Origin of the sequence: Pseudomonas sp. 3MA1 (assembly GCF_029237275.1) — a bacterium.
In the GTDB taxonomy this organism is placed as follows: Bacteria; Pseudomonadota; Gammaproteobacteria; order Pseudomonadales; family Pseudomonadaceae; genus Aquipseudomonas; species Aquipseudomonas fluorescens_AP.
In genome coordinates this window covers 704,871-724,517 of record NZ_JAACFX010000003.1, presented here as the reverse complement: position 1 = coordinate 724,517, position 19,647 = coordinate 704,871, and the positions used below count along the sequence as shown (strand labels likewise).

Here is a 19,647-nt window from a genome sequence, read left to right as displayed (position 1 = left end):
AGAAGTGACAGTGAACCCGCGGCAATCGCGGGCGCTTGGTTATTGAACGCGGCCCGGGGCTGAATCCGTCGCCGAGTCTTTCAATCGCGATTGGCCGCGCGGTTTTTCCCCGGGTTTCGCAGGTACATGGATTCCACCAGTTGCTGGCGCTCCCTGAGCGACAGGCCGCCGGCAAAATTGGCCAGGGCTTCATCCACCCGGGCCCGCAGGGCGATGTCGGCCTCGCGGGATTTGCCCAGCTCGGCGTCCAGGGCACGGCGGTCCAGTGTTTCGGCCCCCAGCTCGCGAACCACCCCCTGGCGGGCCTCGCGCCCGGCAATGATCAGCGGCTGGCTGTCGATGCGGGTCTGGCGCAACAGTTGGCGCAACTGGCGCCGGCGTTCTTCCGGCATCTGCGCCATGGCTTGGCGCAGGCCCTGTTGCGGCATCGCCAGGACCTGGCTCGATTTGGGCTGGCCGAACCATTGGTAGAGGCCGCCGGCGACGCCGCCGATCAGGAACACGTTGAGCAGCAGCGACAGCAGCAGCAAGGTTTTCAGTGGGCGGGGGGACAGGTTCACTGTTCGGCCTCCTCGGCATTGATGCTCAGGACGAATTCCGCGTCGCTCTGGTCCAGCACACTGGGCAAGGCCTCGGCGGAGGGCGGCAGCGGCAGGCTCAGGGTCACCGCCAGCATGCCGGCGGCGGCGCCGCTGAGGCCGACCCCGATCCAGCCCAGGGAGGTCAGCCAGCCGGCATAGCGCTGCCAGAGCGTCGGTGCCGGCGGGTGCAGCGCTGCCGTGGCCATGATCTGCCGCACCAGTGCCGGGCTTGGTTCGGGCACCCGGTAACTGTCCAGCCGGGTGTCGAGCCAGCGCGCCTGTTGCAGCGCTTGCCGGGCCGTGGCATGGCCGGTGTCGAGCAGGGCCTGGGCCTGGGCGCGCTCGGCGCTGGGCCAGCGTTGCAGGTCTGCGCCATAGGCGTCGGCCAGGTACGCAAAGCGTTCGGGGGTCATGGTTTTCTCCTTCCTGAGAGGTCCGCGCCGGGGGCCTCGGCGAGGTGGCTGCGCAGGGTGCGTCGGGCCCGCGACAGCAGGCTTTCCAGGGCCTCGACGCTGATGTTCATCAGCGCGGCGGCCTCGGTGTTGGACAGCTCCTGGTAGTACTGCAGGACGATCGCCTCGCGCTGGCGCTCCGGCAGCCGGTCCAGGGCCTGGGCCATGCGTCGCTGCTGGCTTTGGGCTTCCAGCTGCTGTTCCGGCGTGGGGCCGCTGTCCGGCGCCTCGATGGCCTCCTCGCTGTCGGCTTGCAGGTGGTCCTTGCGCCGGCGCAGGCGGTCATAGCACAGGTTCAGGGCGACCCGGTGCAGCCAGGTGTCGAAGCGCGCCTGCTCGCTGCGCCAGTGCGCGGCCTGTTTCCAGATCCGCAGAAAACTCTCCTGGGCGATGTCCCGGGCTTCGTCGGCGTCACCCAGCAAGCGGCTGGCCAGGGCCAGCAGGCGCGGCAGCTTGCGGGTGACCATTTCTTGCACGGCCTGGGCGTCGTTGTTGCCGATGCGGGCCAGCAACTCCAGATCCGGGTCGGTTTCGTTCAAATCGGCGGTTCTCGCTGCGGTGATGGGGCGATCCAAAAGAGCGCGTGTTCAACGCAGCCAATGGCCTTCGATCCAGTACCAGTTCGGCCCGCGCGCCTGCCAGTGCCCGGGCACCCACTGGCCACGGCGCATCACCGGCTGCCAGTGGCCCGGCACCCAGACATAGCCGCGTCCATGCCAGCGCCAGTGGCCGCGATCCCAGGCATAACCGGGCCGGGCCATGGGCGCCGCTTCGTAGCGCATGGGCGGCGGAGCTTGTTGAATGATCACGGTCTGGGCGAAGACCGGGCTGCCGACCAGGGCCGTGAAGGCCAGGGGGATCAGCAGCAGGGTACGAAGACGTGGCAGACAACGGGCAAGCTTCATGATGACTCCTTCAGGCCTGCGTTCGCTGTTGAACGCAGCTGATGGGTTCAACGATAGATGGCCGAAGAATCCGTCGCGGGGAAATGAATTTTTATCCGGGCCCGGTTCAACCGCGGTTCAGCCAGCGTCCAGGGTTGCGACACGGCGCGGGGCGCGGCGGATGAAAAAATTTCGGCGGTGGCGGCGACGGAAGTTGCCCGGGCGCGCCGTTCAATCGGTAACCCTGTGCAGCGCCGGCGAGGTTGGCCAGCGTCGCAGAGCGGTCGTATCACTGAACCCTTGAGGAATTCATCATGTCCCGTCGTATTGCACTGCTGATTGTCATGGCCACGATGCTGTCTTTGGGGGGCTGCGTGGTTTACCCCGGGCACTATCACGGCTGCTGCTACCGCTATGGCTACTACCGCTAGGGCGCGGGGCCGCGCGCCGGCGTGGCCCGGGGTGCTTGGCTAAGCCCCATGGGCCCGGCACAATCCTCGACCTTGCCGGGCAGGCACCGGCGTCGCGCCGATGGCGGGCTTGCCCCGGGCGTGGGGAGGAAGGTGGATGCCCGTCTTGAAACAGCAGGACCAGGACCCGGACGCGATTGCACGTCCGGTATGTGCCCTGCGCATCTCGACCCAAGAACAGCGCTGGGAACGGCCATGGCACAGCCATCGCAAGGCCCAGCTGCTGTTTCCCGCGGGCGGCGTGCTCAGTTGCGAGAGCGCCGAAGGCCTGTGGCTGGCGCCGCCGCAGTGCGCGGTATGGATTCCCAGCGCGATCGAGCATCGGGTCCAGGGGCTGGAGAACGCCCAGGGCTATTGCCTGTTGGTCGAGCCCGAGCACGCCCGTTCGCTGCCTCAGGCCTGCTGCACCCTGGTGATGTCACCGCTGTTGCAGGAGTTGCTCAAGCGTTGTGCGCAACTGCCGTTCCTGTATGACCAGGACGGCGCCGCCGGGCGCCTGGTCGCGGTGACCCTGGATGAGCTGGCGGTCGCGCCCCGTGAGCAGATCCACCTGCCCATGCCCCGGCACGCACAACTGCGGCGTCTGGCCCAGCAGATCCTTGAACAGCCGCAACGGCGCCTGAGCCTTGGGCAATGGGGCGAGCAGATCGGCCTCAGCGAACGCAGCCTGAGCCGCTTGATCGTGGCCGAGACCGGCCTGAGCTTCGGTCGCTGGCAGCGTCAGTTGCACATCCTCCTGGGGCTTGAGCAATTGGGCCGGGGCGACTCGGTGGAGCGTGTGGCCCTGACCCTGGGCTATGACAGCGCCAGCGCCTTTATCCGCATGTTCAAGAAAGCCGTGGGCCAGCCGCCGGGGCGGTTTTTTGCCGAACGTCGCCAAGCCCTGGAAAACCAGGCCCTGTAGCCGCTGCCGAGCCCGCGAGGCTGCGAAAAGGCCCGCAGGGCCTTGCCTGGCGATGCCTCGTCAAACTCACGATCGCGGTGGCCGCCAGGTCAGAGTGCCGCCTGTGGCAGTGGCAATATCTGGCTGGATTGGTCAATAACTTGTCGATCTCGGCTGATGCGGACAATGTTTCTCGGGAAGATGATAAGCATTCTTGTTTGTCAGCTTCTTGAGGTGTTCCCATGTACTTCGATCATCAGCATTTTCCCCTGGTCTGGATGCGTCGCGCCGAGGACGCAGGGCAGCCGGGCGTCGACCCTTTCCAGCAGTTGGAGGGGCTTATGCAGCGGGCCCAGGCCTTTGTCCTGATGAGTGATCTGATGCCTGAGCCCGAGCAGCGCAACAGCGCTCGGAGCCAGGCGTTGCTCAAGCAGGGTTCGTTGTGGATGAAGCGCAACAAGGCGGCGATCCGCCGCTGGATCAAGGCGATGATCGTCATTGCCCCGCAGCCGGAGACACAGGCCCGGGTCGAGGCGTTTGCCGACAGCTATGAAAAGTTCTGGGGCTATCCGCTGCTGCACAGTGCCTCGCCGCTGGCCGCAGCCGCCCTGGCCCAGCAACTGCTGCGTCCGCCGCGAGTCAACCCGCACAACTGGTAGTTCCAGCCACTTCAGCTGCGCAGGTGCTCGGGGAGGTTGGCGGTGAGCACCTTGCCCATGCTGACCCGGGGTTCAACCTGATAACCCAGGGCCTGGTAGAAGCCCTGCACCGCGGCGTTGCTGCTGAGGATCTGCAGGTTGATCTTCAGGCAGCCGCGGGCGCCCAGGGCCTGTTCGCCGTGGCGCACCAGGGCCCGGCCGGTGCCGAGTCGGCGCTGTTGCGGGTCCACCGCCAGGGAGTAGAGCCAGCCACGGTGGCCGTCGTAGCCGGCCATCAGGGTGCCGATGACCTGCCCTGAGGCCAGGGCGACGAAGAACAGCCCGTCATCCACGGCGAGCTTGCGCTCGATGGCCAGCTCCGGGGTGTTGTGGGCGCTGTCGTAGCCGAAGACGCGTTTCCACAGCTCGATCACGGGCTGGCGGTGCTGGGTGTTGTCGTACTCGATCAGTTGGATCATGGCGTGGGCTCGGCAAGGGGGGAGCTATGGGTGGTGGCGGTTGGCAGGTTTCAGTCCTGATGGCCGGGCCAGGTTTCGGTGGGGAAGTAGGCCTCCAGCCCCGGCTCGCGGTGGTCCACGCCGTTCCGGGTCCAGTAGCAGCTCAGGCGCGAGTAGTTGTCCAGGTCACCGCGGACCAGGCAGGTGGCGGCGTGCCCCGGCCAGTTGAAACGCAAGACATCGGCCTCGGCCATGCGGGCGCGTTCCACTTTGCCGACGGCGGTGGTGGTCTTGCCGTTGACGGTCTTGACCAGGGTCAGGGCCTGGTTCTCGTAGCGGATCAGCGCAGTGCCGGAGTAGGTCGGGCCGCCGTCCGGCTCCTTGCCGATCAGCATGAACTGGCCGGGCACCATGCTGTAGTAGATGTGCAGGTCCTGGTCCTGTTTTGGCGCGGCCTGGGCCGCGAGGCTGGCCAGCAGCAGGCCGAGAAGGGGGGCGCGGGAGAACGGCGGCATTGGTGCTCACTCCTGTTGAGGCGGGGGGGGCATGATTCCAGACTTGGCGGGGCAGATAGTAGCAAGCAGCAAGCAGCAAGCAGCAAGCGGCAAGCTTGGAGCGGAGGCGGGCTTAAAGGTCGTTGGGGTGGGGTTTGGTCGCTTTCTTTTGTAAGGCAAATCCGAGAAACTGCGGGCCGCTTGAATGCGCCTGGTGGGCGGGCTAGGGTGCCTGGGCCATCGCCAAATCGATGGCTCGGATGTGCAAGTCCGAACTCTGCAAAGGCGCACAAGCGATCAGCACTGATTGATCGTTTTCATGTCCGCTGCGTTATGGCGGCCGTGCGTGGGAGATCTTCGGATCTGCCGGGTGTCCTTGCAGACTCGGTCTTGCACACCTGCGTACGGCTGCCACCTTATTTGTGTGCAAGCGATCGGTGTCGGCTCCTTTTATCTGCAAGGAGTTTGACCATGAAAAAGATTGTCCCCGATCCCCCCACGTCCTATCGCGATCCCGAACTCAAGGCCGCCAACGCCACCCTGCGCGTGGCTCTGGCCCGGCAACCGCAGGACCCGGCGCTGTTCCAGCGCAACACCCAGGCCAAAGCCGTTACCCCCGACTCGCTGTTCAGCGTGCGCGAAGGCGTCAGCGCCGAAGAGGCGCTGGTGCATGTGGCGTTGTTGCTCAAATGCGCCGAGGAGGTCTGCGATGAAATCACCCAGCAGGGCAGCGGCATCGAGCGCGGGCTGATCTGGTCCATGGTGCATTCGGTGGAGATGGCCCGGGCGGTGGTGGAGGCATTGCTCGATGGCGCACCGAGGGATGCTGTTGGCCTTGGAGTAGAGGGCGGTTGTTGATGGGGTACATATCCGTTACTGCGGCTGTGGCCACTGGCGGTTTCGCTTTTACAGCGACTCACTTTTGACGGACGCAAAAGTAAGCAAAACGTCTCTGCCCCTGCATCCGGCGCCTCGCCTAGGCTCGGCGTTCCCTCGTTCCGGCATTGCTCCGGGGGCACGCCGCCACAGGCCATCCATGGCCTGGGGCGGCTAGCTCGGCATCCTTGCCGAGCTGCCCCCTGCGCAACGCCTGTGCTCGGCCTCCTGAAGGGGCAGCAAGATCACAAGCTGCAAGCCGCAAGCTTGGAGCTTGGCGCTTGGCGCTTACAGCTTGAGTATTCTGCCGCTGGCGGCCACTGCCAACAGCAGCACGGCGATCAGGCCGAAGGCCGCGCTCAGGCTGCTGCCGTGGGCGATGAAGCCGATCACCGCCGGGCCGGCCAGGATGCCGGCATAGCCCAGGGTGGTGATGGCCGGCACGGCGATGTTTTCCGGCATGACTCGCTGTTTGCCCACGGCGGTGTAGAGCACCGGCACGATGTTCGAGCAACCCGCGCCCACCAGGGCATAGCCCAGCAGCGCCGCTTCCCAGGCCGGGGTCAGGGTCGCCAGCAGCAGGCCGACGGCGGCGGTGCTGCCGCCGATGATGATCACCCGGCGTGCGCCCAGGCGCTGGACAATGGCATCGCCGGTCAGGCGGCCCAGGGTCATGGTCAGGGCAAAGGCCGCGTAACCCAGGCCGGCGTAGGCCGCATCCAGGTTGCGCTCGGCGGTAAGGAACACCGCGCTCCAGTCCAGCACCGCGCCTTCGGCGAGAAACACCACAAAGCACAGGCAGCCAATGAACAGCACCACGCCGTGGGGCACGGCAAACGCCGGGCCCGAGCTCTGGCTGCCGTAGGGCAGCATGTGCGGCGCGGCCTTGAGCAGGGCCAGCAGCATCAGGGCAATCACCACCAGGGTCGCGCCCAGTGGCGACAGGCCCAGGCCGAGCAAGGCGCTGACCCCGGCGGCGCCGACGATCCCGCCGAGGCTGAACAGCCCGTGAAAGCCCGACATCATGGTCTTGCCGCTGGCGCGCTCGACGATCACCGCCTGCAGGTTGACCGTGGAATCCACGCCGCCCAGGCCGGCGCCGAACAGGAACAGCGCGGCCATCAACAGCGGGATCGAGGTCAGGGTCGCCAGCAAGGGCAGGGCCAGGCAGATCAGCAAGGTGCCGCCGGCCATCACCCGACGGCAGCCGAAACGTCCGGCCAGGGCCCCGGCAATCGGCATCGCCAGGATCGAACCCACCCCCAGGCACAACAGCAACAGGCCCAGGGTGCCTTCGTCGAGCCCGGCCCGGGCCTTGGCGTAGGGCACCAGCGGGGCCCAGGCGGCAATACCGAAACCGGCGATGAAAAAGGCGATGCGGGTGGACATCTGTTCGAGGCGGCCGGGGGTGGCCTGGAAGTGGGTGTTGCTGGCAGTCATAAAGATCCTTGGCGATGAAACTCGCTGCCGGCCACCTGATGCCCCCATGGCGTGATGGCGGCCGGGTCGGGGATTGTGACAAATCCAGCCGGTGAAGGTTGCAGTCTTCGTCGGGGCGGCGGGCCAGGGCGGCAAATAATCCTGCGCAAGCCGGCGGTTTGTTTCGCATAATCGGTCGCTTTGCACAAAAACATTGCTGCGCGCGCCGTTCGCCCCCCGGAGTTTTCCTGCCCATGAATGCCAGTCTCGACGCCTATGACCTGAAGTTGCTCGCCGAGCTGCAGCGTGACGCCAGCACCGCGCAAAGCGAGCTCGGGCTGCGGGTCAACCTGTCCACCGCCGCGGTCAACCGGCGGCTCAAGCGCCTCTGCGACGAGGGCGTGATCGAGCGCTACAGCGCCATCGTCGCGCCGGATGCCCTGGGGCACGAGCTGAGCATCATCGTCGAGGTGGAAGTGGAGAGTGAGCGCATCGACCAGATCGACGCGCTCAAGCGCAGCTTCCAGGCCTGCCCCCAGGTCCAGCAGTGCTACTACGTGGCCGGCGAGTGCGACTTCGTGCTGATTTTCTGCGTGCGCAACATGGCCCAGTACACCCAGCTGACCCGCGAGCTGTTCTTCGACAACGCCAACGTCAAGCGCTTCAAGACCCTGGTGGCGATGAACCGGGTCAAGGTCGGCCTGGACGTGCCCACCACCGGTTGACGTTCAGGGTGCTTGCGGCGCTGGCCCGAGAACAGTCACGAACCCCGGACCTGCTGCGGCAGGTGGCGTTGGCCGGTCCGGCGTTGCCCTCTGGTGGAGCCGCGGCATTCTCCGTAATGTCAGCGGCTGGTTTTTTTCTGGAGGCGGTGTGATGGCGGCGTTCTACGATGCACGGGGCAATCTCTATGGTGTGGTGGCGCCCGCTGCGCTGCGTGGCCTGGGAATTGCCTTGCCCGACAACGCGGCCCAGGCGGCCCGGGACCGGCGCCTGTGGGCGGAACAGGCGATCGCCGCGCTCTGCGACTGGGCGCCGGGCACCCGCCCGCCCGGGGCCAAGGCCCACCGCTGCGACGGTCTGCTGGTGGGGCCGTTCCAGGCTCGGGCGCCCTTCGATCTGTTGATCGTCAACACCGATGGCACCCTGGCCGAGCGCAGCGGCAATGGCCTGACGATCTTTTCCCAGGCCCTGGCCGAACAGGGCCTGCTGGCCACCCAGGGACCGACGCTGTTGCAGGTGCATCACGATCAACCCACCGGCGCCTCGCCGCTGGCCACGGTGGTGGAGCAGGCGCAAGTGGCGGGGCAGCAGGGCTTCTGGCTGGATCTGGGCCAGCCGTCCTTCGGGCCCGAGGCGGTCGCGGCGATGGGCGTGCAAGCCGTGACCTTCAACGGTCGCGAGCTGAGCCGAGTGACGCCGTTGCAGGCGTTGAACCCGCTGTGGGAGCAGAGCCAGTTCGTGCGCATCGGCAACCCTCACTGCGTGACCCTGGTGGAGGAGGCCGAGGCCTTGCCGAGCAACCCGCAGATGCTCCAGGCGCCCCTGGCCAAGGGCCTGACCGCCGTCGCCTTTGCCTGGCCTCAGGGCCGCGGCGAGCCGTGCCCGGCGGGGGTCAACCTGCAATGGGCGATGCGCCAGTCGGCGCAGCGCATCGTCGCCCGGGTGTTCGAGCGCGGCGAAGGGCCGACCGCGTCGTCGGGCACCAGCGCCAGCGCCGTGGCCTGCGCGGCGTGGCGGGTGGGCTGGGTCCAGGCCGGACGGGTCGAAGTGCTGATGCCTGGCGGCACTGCGCCCTTGATGTTGCAAGAGCGCGATGGCGTGTTGACCCGGGTGAGCCTGTTCGGCACGGCGCAGGCACTGCCTGAGTGAGGACGCCGAAGTGGCTGTGGCGGAGTGCAAAACGGCGGGAGTTTCTATAGGGTGGCGGCCCTCGCGGCTCGTCTCTGGATACAGCCCGCATTTACCGAAAGGACTCGACATGCAAAAAGGAACGCCCCGCCGCGCTTTGCTCAAAGGCACGCTCATGGCCTTGGGGGCTGCGGTCGCTGGCAGCCTGGGCGGCTGCCTGACCAGCAGGCTGTACGAAAGCCGGGCCAGCAATGAGGTCTATACCGAAACCGTCAGCCAGTTCTACATCACGGCGGACGCGCAGAGCTTTGTCATCCTTGGCAAGCGCTATCACTACTTGGTGAGGGTCGATCCTGAGTTGCTCAAGGCCATCAAGTCGGACCTGCATGGAAAAATGCAGGCCGAGTTTTCGCCGATCCTCGTCAATGCGTGGCAGAACCTGGAGGGCGAGCTGGTCCTGAGGATTCCCGAGCCGGACCAGCTCGACGCCAGGCAGATCGATGAAGCCCGGGCGTTGGGCTTCGTCGTCGCAAGGTCGCAGAACGCCCTGCTGCACCGCTATGCCATTCGCGGCAGCCGCTTTGAGTCCAAGCGGGATATCAGCGCCTACCCGGCCAACCCGTTGAACAGCACCTACACCCTGAATTTCTCGGCGTACCGCGAGAAGAGCAAGGTCGGCCAGGTGCTGCTGACGCCGGTCACCCTCGCCGCGGACGGCGTGTTGACGATCCTTGCGCTGCCGCTGTTGCCGGTGGCGTTCATGGCGGCCCGGCCGTTTCGAGTCAAGTAGGCATCGCCACCGTCAGTCGCCGGCCAGTTGCACCTGGGCCATCTGCCGTTGCATCAGCACCTTGCCGTGGCGGATCGAGTACAGCGGCAAGCCCTGGCTGCGGAGCATTTCGTAGTCGCTGTCGGCCGAGAGGATCAGCAGGTTCGCCGGGCGGCCCTCCTCGATGCCGTAACCCTCGCCCAGGGCCAGGGCCTTGGCGCTGTTGTCGGTGACCAGGTCCAGAGCGCTTTGCAGGTTGCTGTAGCCGAGCATGTGGCAGATGTGCAGGCCGGCTTCGAGCACCCGCAGGATGTTGCCATTACCCAGGGGGTACCAGGGATCGACGATCGAGTCCTGGCCGAAGCAGACGTTCATCCCGGCATCCAGCAGCTCCTTGACCCGGGTCACGCCGCGGCGTTTCGGGAAGCTGTCGAAGCGCCCCTGCAGGTGGATGCTTTCGGTGGGGCAGGAGACAAAGCTGATGCCCGAATGCCCCAGCAGGCGGAACAGCTTGGCGCAGTAGGCGTTGTCGTAGGAGCCCATGGCGGTTGTGTGGCTGGCGCTGACCCGTGAGCCCATGTCGCGGCTGCGGGCTTCTTCGGCCAGCACTTCGAGAAAGCGCGAGTGCGGGTCGTCGGTTTCGTCGCAGTGCACGTCCACCAGGCAACCGCTGCGTTCGGCCAGGTCCATGAGGAATTTCACCGAACTCACGCCCTGGTCGCGGGTGTATTCGAAGTGCGGAATGCCGCCCACCACGTCGGCGCCCAGGCGGATGGCCTCCTCCATCAGCTCGCGGCCATTGCGAAACGATTCGATGCCCTCTTGAGGGAAGGCGACGATCTGCATATCGATCAGGTGCCCGGTCTGCTCGCGCACTTCGAGCATGGCCTTGAGGGCGGTGAGGTCGGGATCGGTGACGTCGACATGGGTGCGCACGTGCTGGATGCCGTGGGCGGCCAGGGCGCGAATGGTCTTGTGGGCGCGGGTGCGGGTGTCTTCGGCGGTGATGCTGGCCTTGCGTTCGCCCCAGCATTCGATGCCTTCGAACAGGGTGCCGCTCATGTTCCAGCGCGGCTCGCCGGCGGTCAGGGTGGCGTCCAGGTGAATGTGCGGTTCGACGAAGGGCGGCACCACCAGGTTGCCGCCGGCATCCAGGTGTTCGGGGCCGAAGGCCGGCGCGGCGGTGGGAGCGTCCGGGCCTTGCAGGACAATGCGGGCGATGCGGCCGTTTTCCAGGTGCAGTTGGTGCAGACCTTCACGGTGGCGCAGGCGGGCGTTGGTGATCAGCATCGGGGCAATTCCTCGAGTCGGGCAATCAGTGGTGGCGCCGTGAGATCCGGGCGCTGGCCCTTGTCCCACGGTCATTGGACTGTCCCTGCGCCGGCCGTGACCGGGCCGCTGGGCAGGGACAGGGTGTTGCGTGACCGGGCCATGATAGACCCGGAGCGCGTCGAATGAGCAAGGCGCGGGTTCAGCCCCGGGCCTCGGCGCCGGCGCTGGAGCGCGCGCCGCGCCAGGCGCTGAACAGCACATGACTCAGGCTGGCCACGGCGATGCCCACCAGCGGTGCGACCCAGGGCGAGCAGAACGCCGCCAGGGTGCCCAGGCCGTAGGCGGCCAGGCCCGGCCAGTTCCAGTCCGGCAACTGGCTGTCGGCCAGACGCGGGTAGCGGCCGCGCCAGCGGTAGAAGAAGTCGGCCATGATCACCCCGCCAATCGGCGGAATCACCGTGCCCAGCAGCACCAGGTAGGGCACCAGCAAGTCGTACATGCCGAGCATCGCCAGCAGGGTGCCGATCAGCGCGCCCACCAGGGTCACGGTCTTGCGCCGGTCGGTGCGCAGCAGGTTGCAGCCGGCCACGGCGAAGTTGTAGATGGTGTTGTCCTGGGTGCTCCAGATGTTCAACAGCAGCATGGCCATGGCCGCCATGGCAAAGCCTTGCAGCAGCAAGACTTCCACCACGTCCGGCTGCTGGTAGACGATGGCGCCGTAGGCACCGATCAGCACCATCAGGCCGTTGCCGATGAAGAAACCGATCAGGCTGGCGCTCACCGCCACCCGCGCCGAGCGGGAGAAACGGGTCCAGTTGGTGGCCTGGGTGGCGCCGCTGACAAAGGTGCCGAACACCAGGGTCAGGGCGGTGGACAGGTCCAGGCTGGCGCTGGGGCTGCGGGCCAGCAGGCCGTCCAGGCCGCCGACCTGGGTGGTCGCCACCGCCATCGACAGCACCAGCAGCAGGCCCATGGCCGGCACCGCGATCCACGACAGGATCTCCAGGCCGCGATAACCGATATAGGCGGTGGCGCAGAAGGCCATGCCGAACAGCAGCATCAGCCCCAGCACCGCGCCTGGATCGAGCTGGAAGTACTTGCCCAGCACCACCGCGGCGGTGGCGGTGCCCCAGGCGTACCAGCCGATCTGGGTGAAACCCAGGATCAGGTCGCTGAGCTTGCTGCCCCGCTCACCGAAGCAGAAGCGCCCCATCAGCACCGTGTTCAGCCCGCTCTTGAAGGCGATGTAGCCCAGGCTCGCGGCGTAGATTCCCAGCAGCAAGTTGCCGACCAGGATCACCAGCAGCAGGGTGGTGAAGTCGAACGCCACCCCCAGCTTGCCGCCGGCGAACATGGTAGCGGTGAAGAAGGTGAAGCCCAGCAGCACCATGGCCATGGAGGCCAGGCCCTTGCGGGCGTGCTGTGGAACTTCGCTCAAGGGGTAGTCGTTGCCGGGTTGGTGCTGGGTCATGGGCCTGTCCCTGGTCGCAGTGATGCCACGCTGTTGCAGACGCCGTGCCAATCCTTGACGGCAGGGCCGGGCGCCCCAGCAGTTATAGCCGATGCCCGTGCCCCTGCACCGGGTGCCTGTGGCCCAGGGGCGAAAGCAGTGCACCCCCGGGCCAGATTGGTTCACCGGCAGTCAGTCCGCGTCGGGAGTGAAAATGCTTTCGATGGGCATCTCGAAGGCCCGGGCAATCTTGAACGCCAGGGGCAGGCTGGGGTCGTAGCGCCCGGTCTCGATGGCATTCACCGTCTGCCGGGACACCTCTAGCCGGGTGGCCAGTTCGGCCTGGGACCAGCCTTTGAGGGTGCGCAGTTCGCGCAATTGGTTGTTCATCGGTAGCGCCGCACACCGGCCACCGTGGCCAGGGCCCAGACCAGGCCCATCACGGGCCATACGTAGAACATCGAGAGCCGGGGCAGGCCGGCGGTTTCCAGGAAGCCGTAGCTGAAGGTGATCAGCGCGGTGCAGACAAAGGACAGGCCCAGGGCTTCGAGCTGTATGCGCCGGGCCAGTTCGTCCATGCGCCGCAACTGGCGGACCACCGCCAGGGCCATGGCCACCATGGGGATCACCGGCACCAGGGCCAGGGCGATCTTGCCCGGGCCCGGGTTCAGGTCCGCCAGCCAGTGGCTGCTCAAAATCACGCAGGCGATGTAGGCCAGCAAGGCCAGGCTGAATTCGACGAAATAGCGTTTGCTGCCCATGGGCAATCTCCTTTTAGTAAAGTGTCCTTTACATTAGGTGGGGCGTTTTTCAATGTCAAGGTTGCTTTACATTGGCGGTGTCATGCTCAGTCGAACAGGGCCACGCTGCGCCGGCCTGCGTGGAAGTCGAAGGCCTCCTGAATATCCCGTTCAACGGTGCGGCCCAGGGACAGCGGCGGCAGCTGGTCGGGTGCGAAGAAGCCGGCCTCGGTGGCTTCGCTGCCGGCCACCGGGGCCGGGCCGCCGTGGCGCTCGCAGAGAAAGTACAGTTTGTAGAAGTCGCGGTGATCGGCCTTGTAGGGGCCCTTGGCCTTGTGCCGGACGCCGTACAAGGCGCGTACCGACACCTCGAGCCCGGCTTCTTCGTGGATTTCCTTGATCACGTTTTCGCTGGCCGACAGGCCGACGTCGGCATAACCCCCGGGCAGGGCCCAGAGGCCGTCGTGCTGTTCGCGCACTAGCAGAATCTTGCCGTCCTCGATCAGCGCGCCGCGCACTTCGACCATCGGCGTCGAGTAGCGCTGGGCAAAGTCCGAAACCAGATCGGTGATGCGTTCCAGGGGCACGTTGCCCAGTTGCGCGAGCATGTCGTGGGCGATGTCGGCGATTTCCTGGTAGCGCTCGCGGTCGTGCACGTCCTTGCAGAAGTGCAGGCCGGTGGAGGCGATGGCTTGCAGGCGTTTGGCGTGGGTCAGCCAGTGGCTTTCCATGGGAGGGGTTCCTGCGACGTCAGAGAGAAGGCGCTTGTTTTAAGCCCTTGGCGAGCAGGGAGCAAGCACCACGCCGTGGCAGGCGGCGTGGTGCTGTTGGATCACCCCGCGAGATCCTGCCGATGGCAACGCACTTGCTGCATCGCATCGCCCAGCAGCGCTTGAGGCTGTTCGCAACCCGGGCCGCGGCGGCTGCAGCGGTCGAAGAAGAAACAGCCGCTGGGCAGCTTGCGGTTGCCCGGCAGTTCGGTGGGCGCTGAAACCTGGCTGTCCGCCAGCGGCGCGCCGAGGCGTGGCACCGCCTCCAGCAGCAGTTGGGTGTAGGGGTGGCGCGGGCGCTCCAGCACCTGCTCGGCGCTGCCCAGTTCGACGATCTGACCCAGGTACATCACCGCCACTCGGTCGGCCATGTGCCGCACCACCGAAACGTTGTGGGAGATCAGCACGAAGGTCAGGCCGCGGCTGCGTTGCAGGTCCGCCAGCAGGTTGAGGATCTGCGCCTGCACCGAGATGTCCAGGGCCGAGGTCGGCTCGTCGAGGACGATGATGTCCGGGTTCGACGCCAGGGCCCGGGCAATGGCGATGCGCTGGCGCTGGCCGCCGGAGAACTGGTGCGGGTAGCGCTCCAGGTATTCGCCGCGGATGCCCACCTGCTGCGCGACCTTGGCGGCGATCTCGCGCATCTGCGCGGCCGGGGTGGTGCCCAGGGCGAACAGCGGCTCGGTGATGATCTTCCAGATCGGCAGGCGTGGGTCGAGGGACGATTGCGGGTCCTGGAACACGATCTGCACATGGCTGTGGCGCTCGCGGTCGCTGGCGTAGGCCCAGCGCAGGTCGCCGCTGCTGGGCTGGACCAGGCCCATCAGCAGTTGCGCCAGGGTGCTTTTGCCGCAGCCGGACTCGCCGACGATGCCCAGGGTTTCCCCGGGGCGCAGTTCCAGGTCGATGCCGTTCAGCGCGTGGGCGAAGGCCCGGGGCCGGCCCAGCCAGTCATTGCTCAGGGGGAAGCGCACTTGCACGTCGTTGAGCCGCAGCAGCGGCGCGTTGCCGGTGTGGGATTGAGGGGCGGTCATTGGGCGGACTCCGGGGCGGCCAGCCAGCAGGCACTCTTGCGCTGCTCACCGGCGTTGATCGAATGCAGCGGTGGCCGTTGGGCACACACCGCCATGGCCTGCGGGCAGCGCTCGCGAAAGGTGCAGCCAGCGGGCAGGTGGGCGAGGTTCGGCACCTGCCCGGGAATGGTCAGCAGCGGCGCGCCGGGGGCCACCTGTTCCGGCAGGCCGCTGAGCAGGCCGCGGGTGTAGGGATGCTGCGGGTCGAGCATGACCTGGGCGGTGCTGCCTTGCTCGACCACGGCGCCGGTGTACATCACATAGACCCGGTCGCAGAACTGCGAGACCACCGCCATGTCGTGGGTGATCAAGAGGATCGCGGTGCCCCGTTGCCGGGCCTTCTCGCGCAGCAACAGCAGCACCTGGCGCTGCACGGTGACGTCCAGGGCGGTGGTCGGCTCATCGGCGATCAGCAACTGCGGGTCGCAGGAAAACGCCAGGGCGATCATCACCCGCTGGCGCATGCCGCCGGACAGCTCGAACGGATAGGCCTGCAGCACCTGCTCGGGGTCGGCAATGTGCATGTCCCGCAGCAGGGCGATGGCCTTGGCCCGGGCCTGGTCCTGGCTCAGGCGCTGGTGATGGATGATCACGTCGAGCATCTGCCGGCCGATGCGCCGGGTCGGGTTGAGGGCGGTCATCGGCTCCTGGAAGATCATCGCCGCGTCGCGGCCACGGATCTGCAGCAGCTGTTTTTCCGGGGTGGCGAGCATGTCCCGGCCCAGCAGGCTCAGGCTGCCGGAGGTGACGCGGTAGCTGCGTTCGGGCAGCAGCCGCAGGCTGAGCATGGCGGTCACCGACTTGCCCGAACCGGACTCGCCGACCACGCCGACGATTTCCCCCGGGTTGACGTGCAGCGACACGCCGTTGAGGGCCTGCACGTTGCTGCGGTAGGCGGGGAATTCCAGGCTCAGGTTGTCGATGTTGAGAACGGCGGATGAGCTCATGGTCATTTCCCCTGTTGCCGTGGGTCGAGCAGGTCACGGATGCCGTCACCCAGCAGGTTGAAACCGGTGGCGGTGAACAGGATCGCCAGCCCGGGAAAGGTCGAGTACCACCAGTTGTCGAGGATGAAGTTGCGCCCGGTGGCCACCATCGCCCCCCATTCGGCGGTGGGCTGTTGCGCCCCGAGGCCAATGAAGCCCAGGGCCGAGGCCATGAGGATGGCGCTGCCGATGTCCAGGCTCAGTTGCACCAGCAATGGCGGCATGGCGTTGCGCCCCACGTGCCAGCTGACGATGTGCCAGCGCCCGGCGCCGTAGGTCTGCGCGGCCTTGACGTAGCCCATCTGGCGGATGCTCAGGGCCTGGCCCCGGGCCAGGCGCACGTAGAACGGAATGCGCACCAGGGTGATCGCCAGCATGGCGTTGAACAGGCTCGGGCCCAGGGCGGCGGCCAGGGCCATGATCAGCACCAGCGACGGCACCGAGAGCATGATGTCCATCAGGCGCATGATCAGGCTGTCGAAGCGCCCGCCGATGATTCCCGACAGGCAGCCCAAGAGGCCCCCGGCCAGGCACGAGGCGAAGGCCACGAACAGGCCCACGCCCACCGACTGGCGGCTGCCGTGGAGCACCCGGCTGAACAGGTCGCGGCCGACTTCGTCGGTGCCGAACCAATGGGCGGCGCTGGGGGCGGCCAGGCGCTGGGCCAGGTTCAGGGCATTGGGGTCATGGCTCGACAGCCAGGGGGCGAAGGCCATGCACAACAGCACCAGCAGGGTCATGCACAGCCCGGCGATGGTCAGCGGGCTTTGCCGCACGCGGTAGCCCAGGTAGGCCAGGCGCGCGCGCCAGCCGCTGGCCTGGGCGGTGGGTTGTGGCAGGGGAACGATCAAGGGAGCGGACATCTCAACTTACCTCGCCAATGCGCGGGTCGATCACCCGGTACAACAGGTCGATCGCCATGTTCAGCAGCACATAAATGAACGACACCAGGATGGCGAAGCCCATCACCGCCGGGAAATCCAGGGCCTGGATCGACTTCACCACGTAGGCGCCCATGCCCGGCCAGGCGAACACCGTCTCGGTCAGCACCGCGCCATACAGCAGATCGCCGAGGGTCAGGCCGAGTACTGTCACCGAGGGGATCAGCGCGTTGGGCAGGGCGTGGCGCAGGATCACCGCCCAGCGCGACAGGCCGTAGGCCCGGGCGGTGCGGATGTAGTCCTCGCCGAGCTGGTCGAGCATCGCCGAGCGGATCTGCCGCGCCACCACCCCGAGGTTGACGAAACCCAGGGTCACCGCCGGCAGGATCAGGTGCTGCAGGGCATTGAAAAACAGCGGGATATCCCCGGCCAGCAGCGAGTCGATCAGGTAGAAGCCGCTGATGGTTGGCGGCGGCTCCAGGCCTTCATCCAGGCGCCCGCTGCCGGGCAGCCAGCCGAGGTGGCCGTAGAACAGCAGGATCAGCCCCAGGCCCAGCCAGAACGCCGGGGTGGAGATCCCGGTGACCGCCAGGGTGCGGGCGATCTGGTCGATAAAGCGGTTGTGGTAGACCGCCGACAGCACCCCCAGCGGTACGCCCACCAGCACCGACAGCAGCAGGGCGGCCAGGGCCAGCTCCAGGGTCGCCGGGAAGAACGCTTGCAGGTCCTCCAGTACCGGGCGGCTGGTGCGGATCGAAGTGCCCAGGTCGCCGTGCAGCAGGTCGAGCATGTAGCGCCCGTATTGCTGGTACAGCGGCAGGTCCAGGCCCAGCTGGTGGCGGATGTTCTGCACGATGGCATCGCTGGCCCGGTCGCCGGCGATCAGCCGCGCCGGGTCACCGGGAATCAGGTGCGAGATGGTGAAGGTAATCAGCGAAACCCCGATCACGACCAGCAACAGGCCGAGCAGGCGTTTGCGCAACATATTCAGGAAGGCCATGAGGCAACCTCGTTAACGCTTGACGAACGGCAGGGGCCATAACGGCCCCGCAGCGGGGACACGGCCACCCGGCGCCGGCCCGGTTCAGGGGCTGGCGACGGGGATTGCAGGGCCGGTCCTACTTGCTGATTTCGGCGATGTTGAACACCTGTTCCAGCATCGGATGGAACACGTAGCCCTTCACCGAATCGCGCATCGGCAGGCTGTAGTTCTTCTGGTACAGGTAGGCGTAGACGTTGTCCTTGAGGACGATCTTCTGCGCCTTCTGGTACAGCTCGATGCGCTGGGCGGTGTCGTTGGTGGCCGCCGCTTCGCGGATCAGGCTGTCGACTTCCGGGTTGCTGTAGAACGAGCGGTTGCCCGGCAGGCCTTGCAGGCTGGAGTCGAACCAGAAGTTCATGAACATGTAGGGGTCGGCGAAGTCCGGGCTCCAGGAGCCGATGGCCACGTCGTAGTCACCCTTGCCGACCCGTTCACGCATGGTGGCGTTGGCCAGTTTTTCCATCTTCAGGTTGATGCCCAGGGGCGCCAGGCCCGCTTGCAGGGTCAGGCCGATGGACTCCCAGTTGGCGTCCTTGTCCGAGTACAGGTAGGTCAGGTTGCTGATCTTCTGCGGGACCTTGGCCAGGCTGGCCTTGGCGCCGTCGAGGTTCTGCTGCATCAGCGGCAGGCTCGGATCGTGGGCCCACATGCCGTCGGGGATCGGCCCGTTCATCAGCTTGGCCTGGCCCTTGAGGATGCCGTCGACGATGCCTTTGTAGTCGATGGCCTGGACCAGCGCCTGGCGCGCCTCGACGTTGTCCAGGGGCGCACGCTGGTTGTTCAGGTACAGGTAGTTGACCCGCAGCGAGGGGAAGGTCTGGATCACCACCCCGGACTTGCCGGCCAGGGTGCCGAGCTGGTCTTCGGGCATGTCCTCGATGATGTCCAGGTCGCCGCGCTCCAGTTGCAGGCGGCGCACCGAGGCCTCGCTGATGATCTTGATCACCACCTTGTTCAGGCTCGGCTTGGGCCCGGCGTAATAGCTGTTGGGCTCCAGCGTCAGCGCCTGGCCTTTCTGCCAGTTGCTCAGGCGGAAGGCCCCGGAGCCGGCGGTGTGGGTCGAGAGGTAGGCGTTGACGTCCTCGCCCTTGTTGGCCACGTCCGGGTTGATGATGCCGCCGCCGTTGTGGGCCAGGGTGTAGAGGAAGGGCGCGTAGGGCTTCTTCAGGGTGAAGCGCACGGTCAGCGGGTCGACCACGGCCACGCTCATGTCATCCGGGAAAGCCCCGGACGGGCCTTGCTTGAGCTGCATCAGGCGGTCGAAGGAGAACTTCACTGCCGCGGCGTCCACCGGCTTGCCGTCGTCGAACTTGTTGCCGGGCTTGAGCTTGAAGTCCCAGGTCAGGTTGTCGGCGGAGGTGCTCCAGCTCTCGGCCAGGTCGCCCTGGACTTCGGTGCTGCCCTTGCCGTTCTCGACCTTGTAGGTCACCAGCTTCTGGTAGGCCGGGTAGGTCACGGCCCAGTCGTTGTTGTCGATGGTCACGGCCGGGTCGAGGGTCTGCGGGTCGGCGGCCTTGCCGATCATCAGGGTGTCCTTGGGCGCAGCGGCGCTGGCCGCCTGCCAGGTGCCCAGGCTCAGGGCGGCGCACAGCAGCGACAGGGCGACACGGGTGGACAGACGCACATCAGGGTTATTGCGCAGATTGGGGGTCATGCCG

At 66.7% G+C, this 19,647-nt stretch carries 23 protein-coding genes; 6 read left to right on the top strand and 17 right to left on the bottom strand.

Annotated elements, in window-relative coordinates:
- Positions 1 to 80: 80 nt before the first annotated feature.
- The 4 genes from GWQ44_RS12315 to GWQ44_RS12300 are packed head-to-tail and all read right to left on the bottom strand — an operon-like array spanning position 81 to position 1,938.
- Positions 81 to 560, bottom strand: a complete 480-nt coding sequence (locus tag GWQ44_RS12315; protein WP_016964531.1) for a periplasmic heavy metal sensor — start codon at positions 558 to 560, stop codon at positions 81 to 83.
- The gene (locus tag GWQ44_RS12310; RefSeq protein WP_275927434.1) at positions 557 to 994 is read right to left on the bottom strand and encodes a hypothetical protein; all 438 of its coding nucleotides are present in this window, start codon (positions 992 to 994) and stop codon (positions 557 to 559) included. Before GWQ44_RS12310 ends, GWQ44_RS12315 begins: the two co-directional genes overlap by 4 nt.
- On the bottom strand, positions 991 to 1,596 hold the full coding sequence (locus tag GWQ44_RS12305) for an RNA polymerase sigma factor (protein WP_268795039.1): 606 nt from the start codon (positions 1,594 to 1,596) through the stop codon (positions 991 to 993). The genes GWQ44_RS12310 and GWQ44_RS12305 overlap by 4 nt, the downstream gene beginning before the upstream one ends.
- A gap of 24 nt (positions 1,597 to 1,620) precedes the next feature.
- Positions 1,621 to 1,938: a YXWGXW repeat-containing protein gene (locus GWQ44_RS12300; RefSeq protein WP_103742485.1), complete on the bottom strand. Its 318-nt coding sequence runs from the start codon at positions 1,936 to 1,938 to the stop codon at positions 1,621 to 1,623.
- 546 nt (positions 1,939 to 2,484) lie between these two features.
- On the opposite strand from GWQ44_RS12300, the gene GWQ44_RS12295 reads away from it, so the two are divergent.
- Both GWQ44_RS12295 and GWQ44_RS12290 read left to right on the top strand, forming a co-directional pair.
- Positions 2,485 to 3,291, top strand: coding sequence for a helix-turn-helix transcriptional regulator (locus tag GWQ44_RS12295; protein WP_016964535.1), 807 nt, complete (start codon positions 2,485 to 2,487; stop codon positions 3,289 to 3,291).
- Positions 3,292 to 3,512: 221 nt separating this feature from the next.
- Positions 3,513 to 3,929 (top strand): hypothetical protein, encoded by a 417-nt coding sequence (locus GWQ44_RS12290; RefSeq protein WP_016964537.1) that lies wholly within the window; start codon positions 3,513 to 3,515, stop codon positions 3,927 to 3,929.
- An 11-nt stretch (positions 3,930 to 3,940) separates the two neighbouring features.
- On the opposite strand, the gene GWQ44_RS12285 is transcribed toward GWQ44_RS12290, so the two are convergent.
- A complete protein-coding gene (locus tag GWQ44_RS12285) occupies positions 3,941 to 4,387 on the bottom strand; it encodes a GNAT family acetyltransferase (RefSeq protein WP_016964539.1) in 447 nt (148 codons plus the stop codon).
- 50 nt (positions 4,388 to 4,437) lie between these two features.
- Positions 4,438 to 4,881, bottom strand: coding sequence for a hypothetical protein (locus tag GWQ44_RS12280; protein WP_275927433.1), 444 nt, complete (start codon positions 4,879 to 4,881; stop codon positions 4,438 to 4,440).
- Between the two features lie 450 nt (positions 4,882 to 5,331).
- Between GWQ44_RS12280 and GWQ44_RS12275 the strand changes: the two genes are divergently transcribed.
- Entirely contained in the window at positions 5,332 to 5,718 is a 387-nt protein-coding gene (locus GWQ44_RS12275) for a hypothetical protein (protein WP_275927432.1), read from the top strand.
- Positions 5,719 to 6,024: 306 nt separating this feature from the next.
- Here GWQ44_RS12275 and GWQ44_RS12270 read toward each other — a convergent pair whose 3' ends face one another.
- Entirely contained in the window at positions 6,025 to 7,176 is a 1,152-nt protein-coding gene (locus GWQ44_RS12270) for an MFS transporter (RefSeq protein ID WP_179600648.1), read from the bottom strand.
- A gap of 233 nt (positions 7,177 to 7,409) precedes the next feature.
- On the opposite strand from GWQ44_RS12270, the gene GWQ44_RS12265 reads away from it, so the two are divergent.
- The 3 genes from GWQ44_RS12265 (at position 7,410) to GWQ44_RS12255 (ending at position 9,796) form a co-directional block, all read left to right on the top strand.
- Complete coding sequence (locus GWQ44_RS12265; RefSeq protein ID WP_047305382.1) at positions 7,410 to 7,880, top strand: Lrp/AsnC family transcriptional regulator; 471 nt, start codon at positions 7,410 to 7,412, stop codon at positions 7,878 to 7,880.
- Positions 7,881 to 8,031: 151 nt separating this feature from the next.
- Entirely contained in the window at positions 8,032 to 9,027 is a 996-nt protein-coding gene (locus GWQ44_RS12260; RefSeq protein ID WP_275927431.1) for a diaminopimelate epimerase, read from the top strand.
- Positions 9,028 to 9,136: 109 nt separating this feature from the next.
- Complete coding sequence (locus GWQ44_RS12255; protein ID WP_275927430.1) at positions 9,137 to 9,796, top strand: hypothetical protein; 660 nt, start codon at positions 9,137 to 9,139, stop codon at positions 9,794 to 9,796.
- Between the two features lie 12 nt (positions 9,797 to 9,808).
- Here GWQ44_RS12255 and codA read toward each other — a convergent pair whose 3' ends face one another.
- From codA to GWQ44_RS12205, 10 genes are all read right to left on the bottom strand, one after another.
- Positions 9,809 to 11,065 carry a cytosine deaminase gene (gene codA / locus GWQ44_RS12250; protein WP_275927429.1) on the bottom strand — a complete coding sequence of 419 codons (1,257 nt, stop codon included), beginning with the start codon at positions 11,063 to 11,065 and terminating at the stop codon, positions 9,809 to 9,811.
- Between the two features lie 181 nt (positions 11,066 to 11,246).
- Entirely contained in the window at positions 11,247 to 12,518 is a 1,272-nt protein-coding gene (gene codB / locus GWQ44_RS12245) for a cytosine permease (RefSeq protein WP_275927428.1), read from the bottom strand.
- Positions 12,519 to 12,689: 171 nt separating this feature from the next.
- Positions 12,690 to 12,887, bottom strand: coding sequence for a helix-turn-helix transcriptional regulator (locus tag GWQ44_RS12240; protein WP_016965799.1), 198 nt, complete (start codon positions 12,885 to 12,887; stop codon positions 12,690 to 12,692).
- A complete protein-coding gene (locus tag GWQ44_RS12235; protein WP_047305377.1) occupies positions 12,884 to 13,258 on the bottom strand; it encodes a hypothetical protein in 375 nt (124 codons plus the stop codon). Before GWQ44_RS12235 ends, GWQ44_RS12240 begins: the two co-directional genes overlap by 4 nt.
- An 86-nt stretch (positions 13,259 to 13,344) precedes the next feature.
- The gene (locus GWQ44_RS12230; RefSeq protein WP_016965801.1) at positions 13,345 to 13,968 is read right to left on the bottom strand and encodes an NUDIX hydrolase; all 624 of its coding nucleotides are present in this window, start codon (positions 13,966 to 13,968) and stop codon (positions 13,345 to 13,347) included.
- 101 nt (positions 13,969 to 14,069) lie between these two features.
- A complete protein-coding gene (locus GWQ44_RS12225) occupies positions 14,070 to 15,041 on the bottom strand; it encodes an oligopeptide/dipeptide ABC transporter ATP-binding protein (RefSeq protein ID WP_113194303.1) in 972 nt (323 codons plus the stop codon).
- On the bottom strand, positions 15,038 to 16,033 hold the full coding sequence (locus GWQ44_RS12220; protein ID WP_275927427.1) for an ABC transporter ATP-binding protein: 996 nt from the start codon (positions 16,031 to 16,033) through the stop codon (positions 15,038 to 15,040). Before GWQ44_RS12220 ends, GWQ44_RS12225 begins: the two co-directional genes overlap by 4 nt.
- A complete protein-coding gene (ddpC, locus tag GWQ44_RS12215) occupies positions 16,030 to 16,929 on the bottom strand; it encodes a D,D-dipeptide ABC transporter permease (protein ID WP_103742015.1) in 900 nt (299 codons plus the stop codon). The genes GWQ44_RS12220 and ddpC overlap by 4 nt, the downstream gene beginning before the upstream one ends.
- A 1-nt stretch (position 16,930) precedes the next feature.
- Entirely contained in the window at positions 16,931 to 17,947 is a 1,017-nt protein-coding gene (locus GWQ44_RS12210) for an ABC transporter permease (RefSeq protein ID WP_016965616.1), read from the bottom strand.
- Between the two features lie 118 nt (positions 17,948 to 18,065).
- Positions 18,066 to 19,643 (bottom strand): ABC transporter substrate-binding protein, encoded by a 1,578-nt coding sequence (locus GWQ44_RS12205; RefSeq protein WP_179600658.1) that lies wholly within the window; start codon positions 19,641 to 19,643, stop codon positions 18,066 to 18,068.
- Between the last annotated feature and the right edge of the window lie 4 nt (positions 19,644 to 19,647).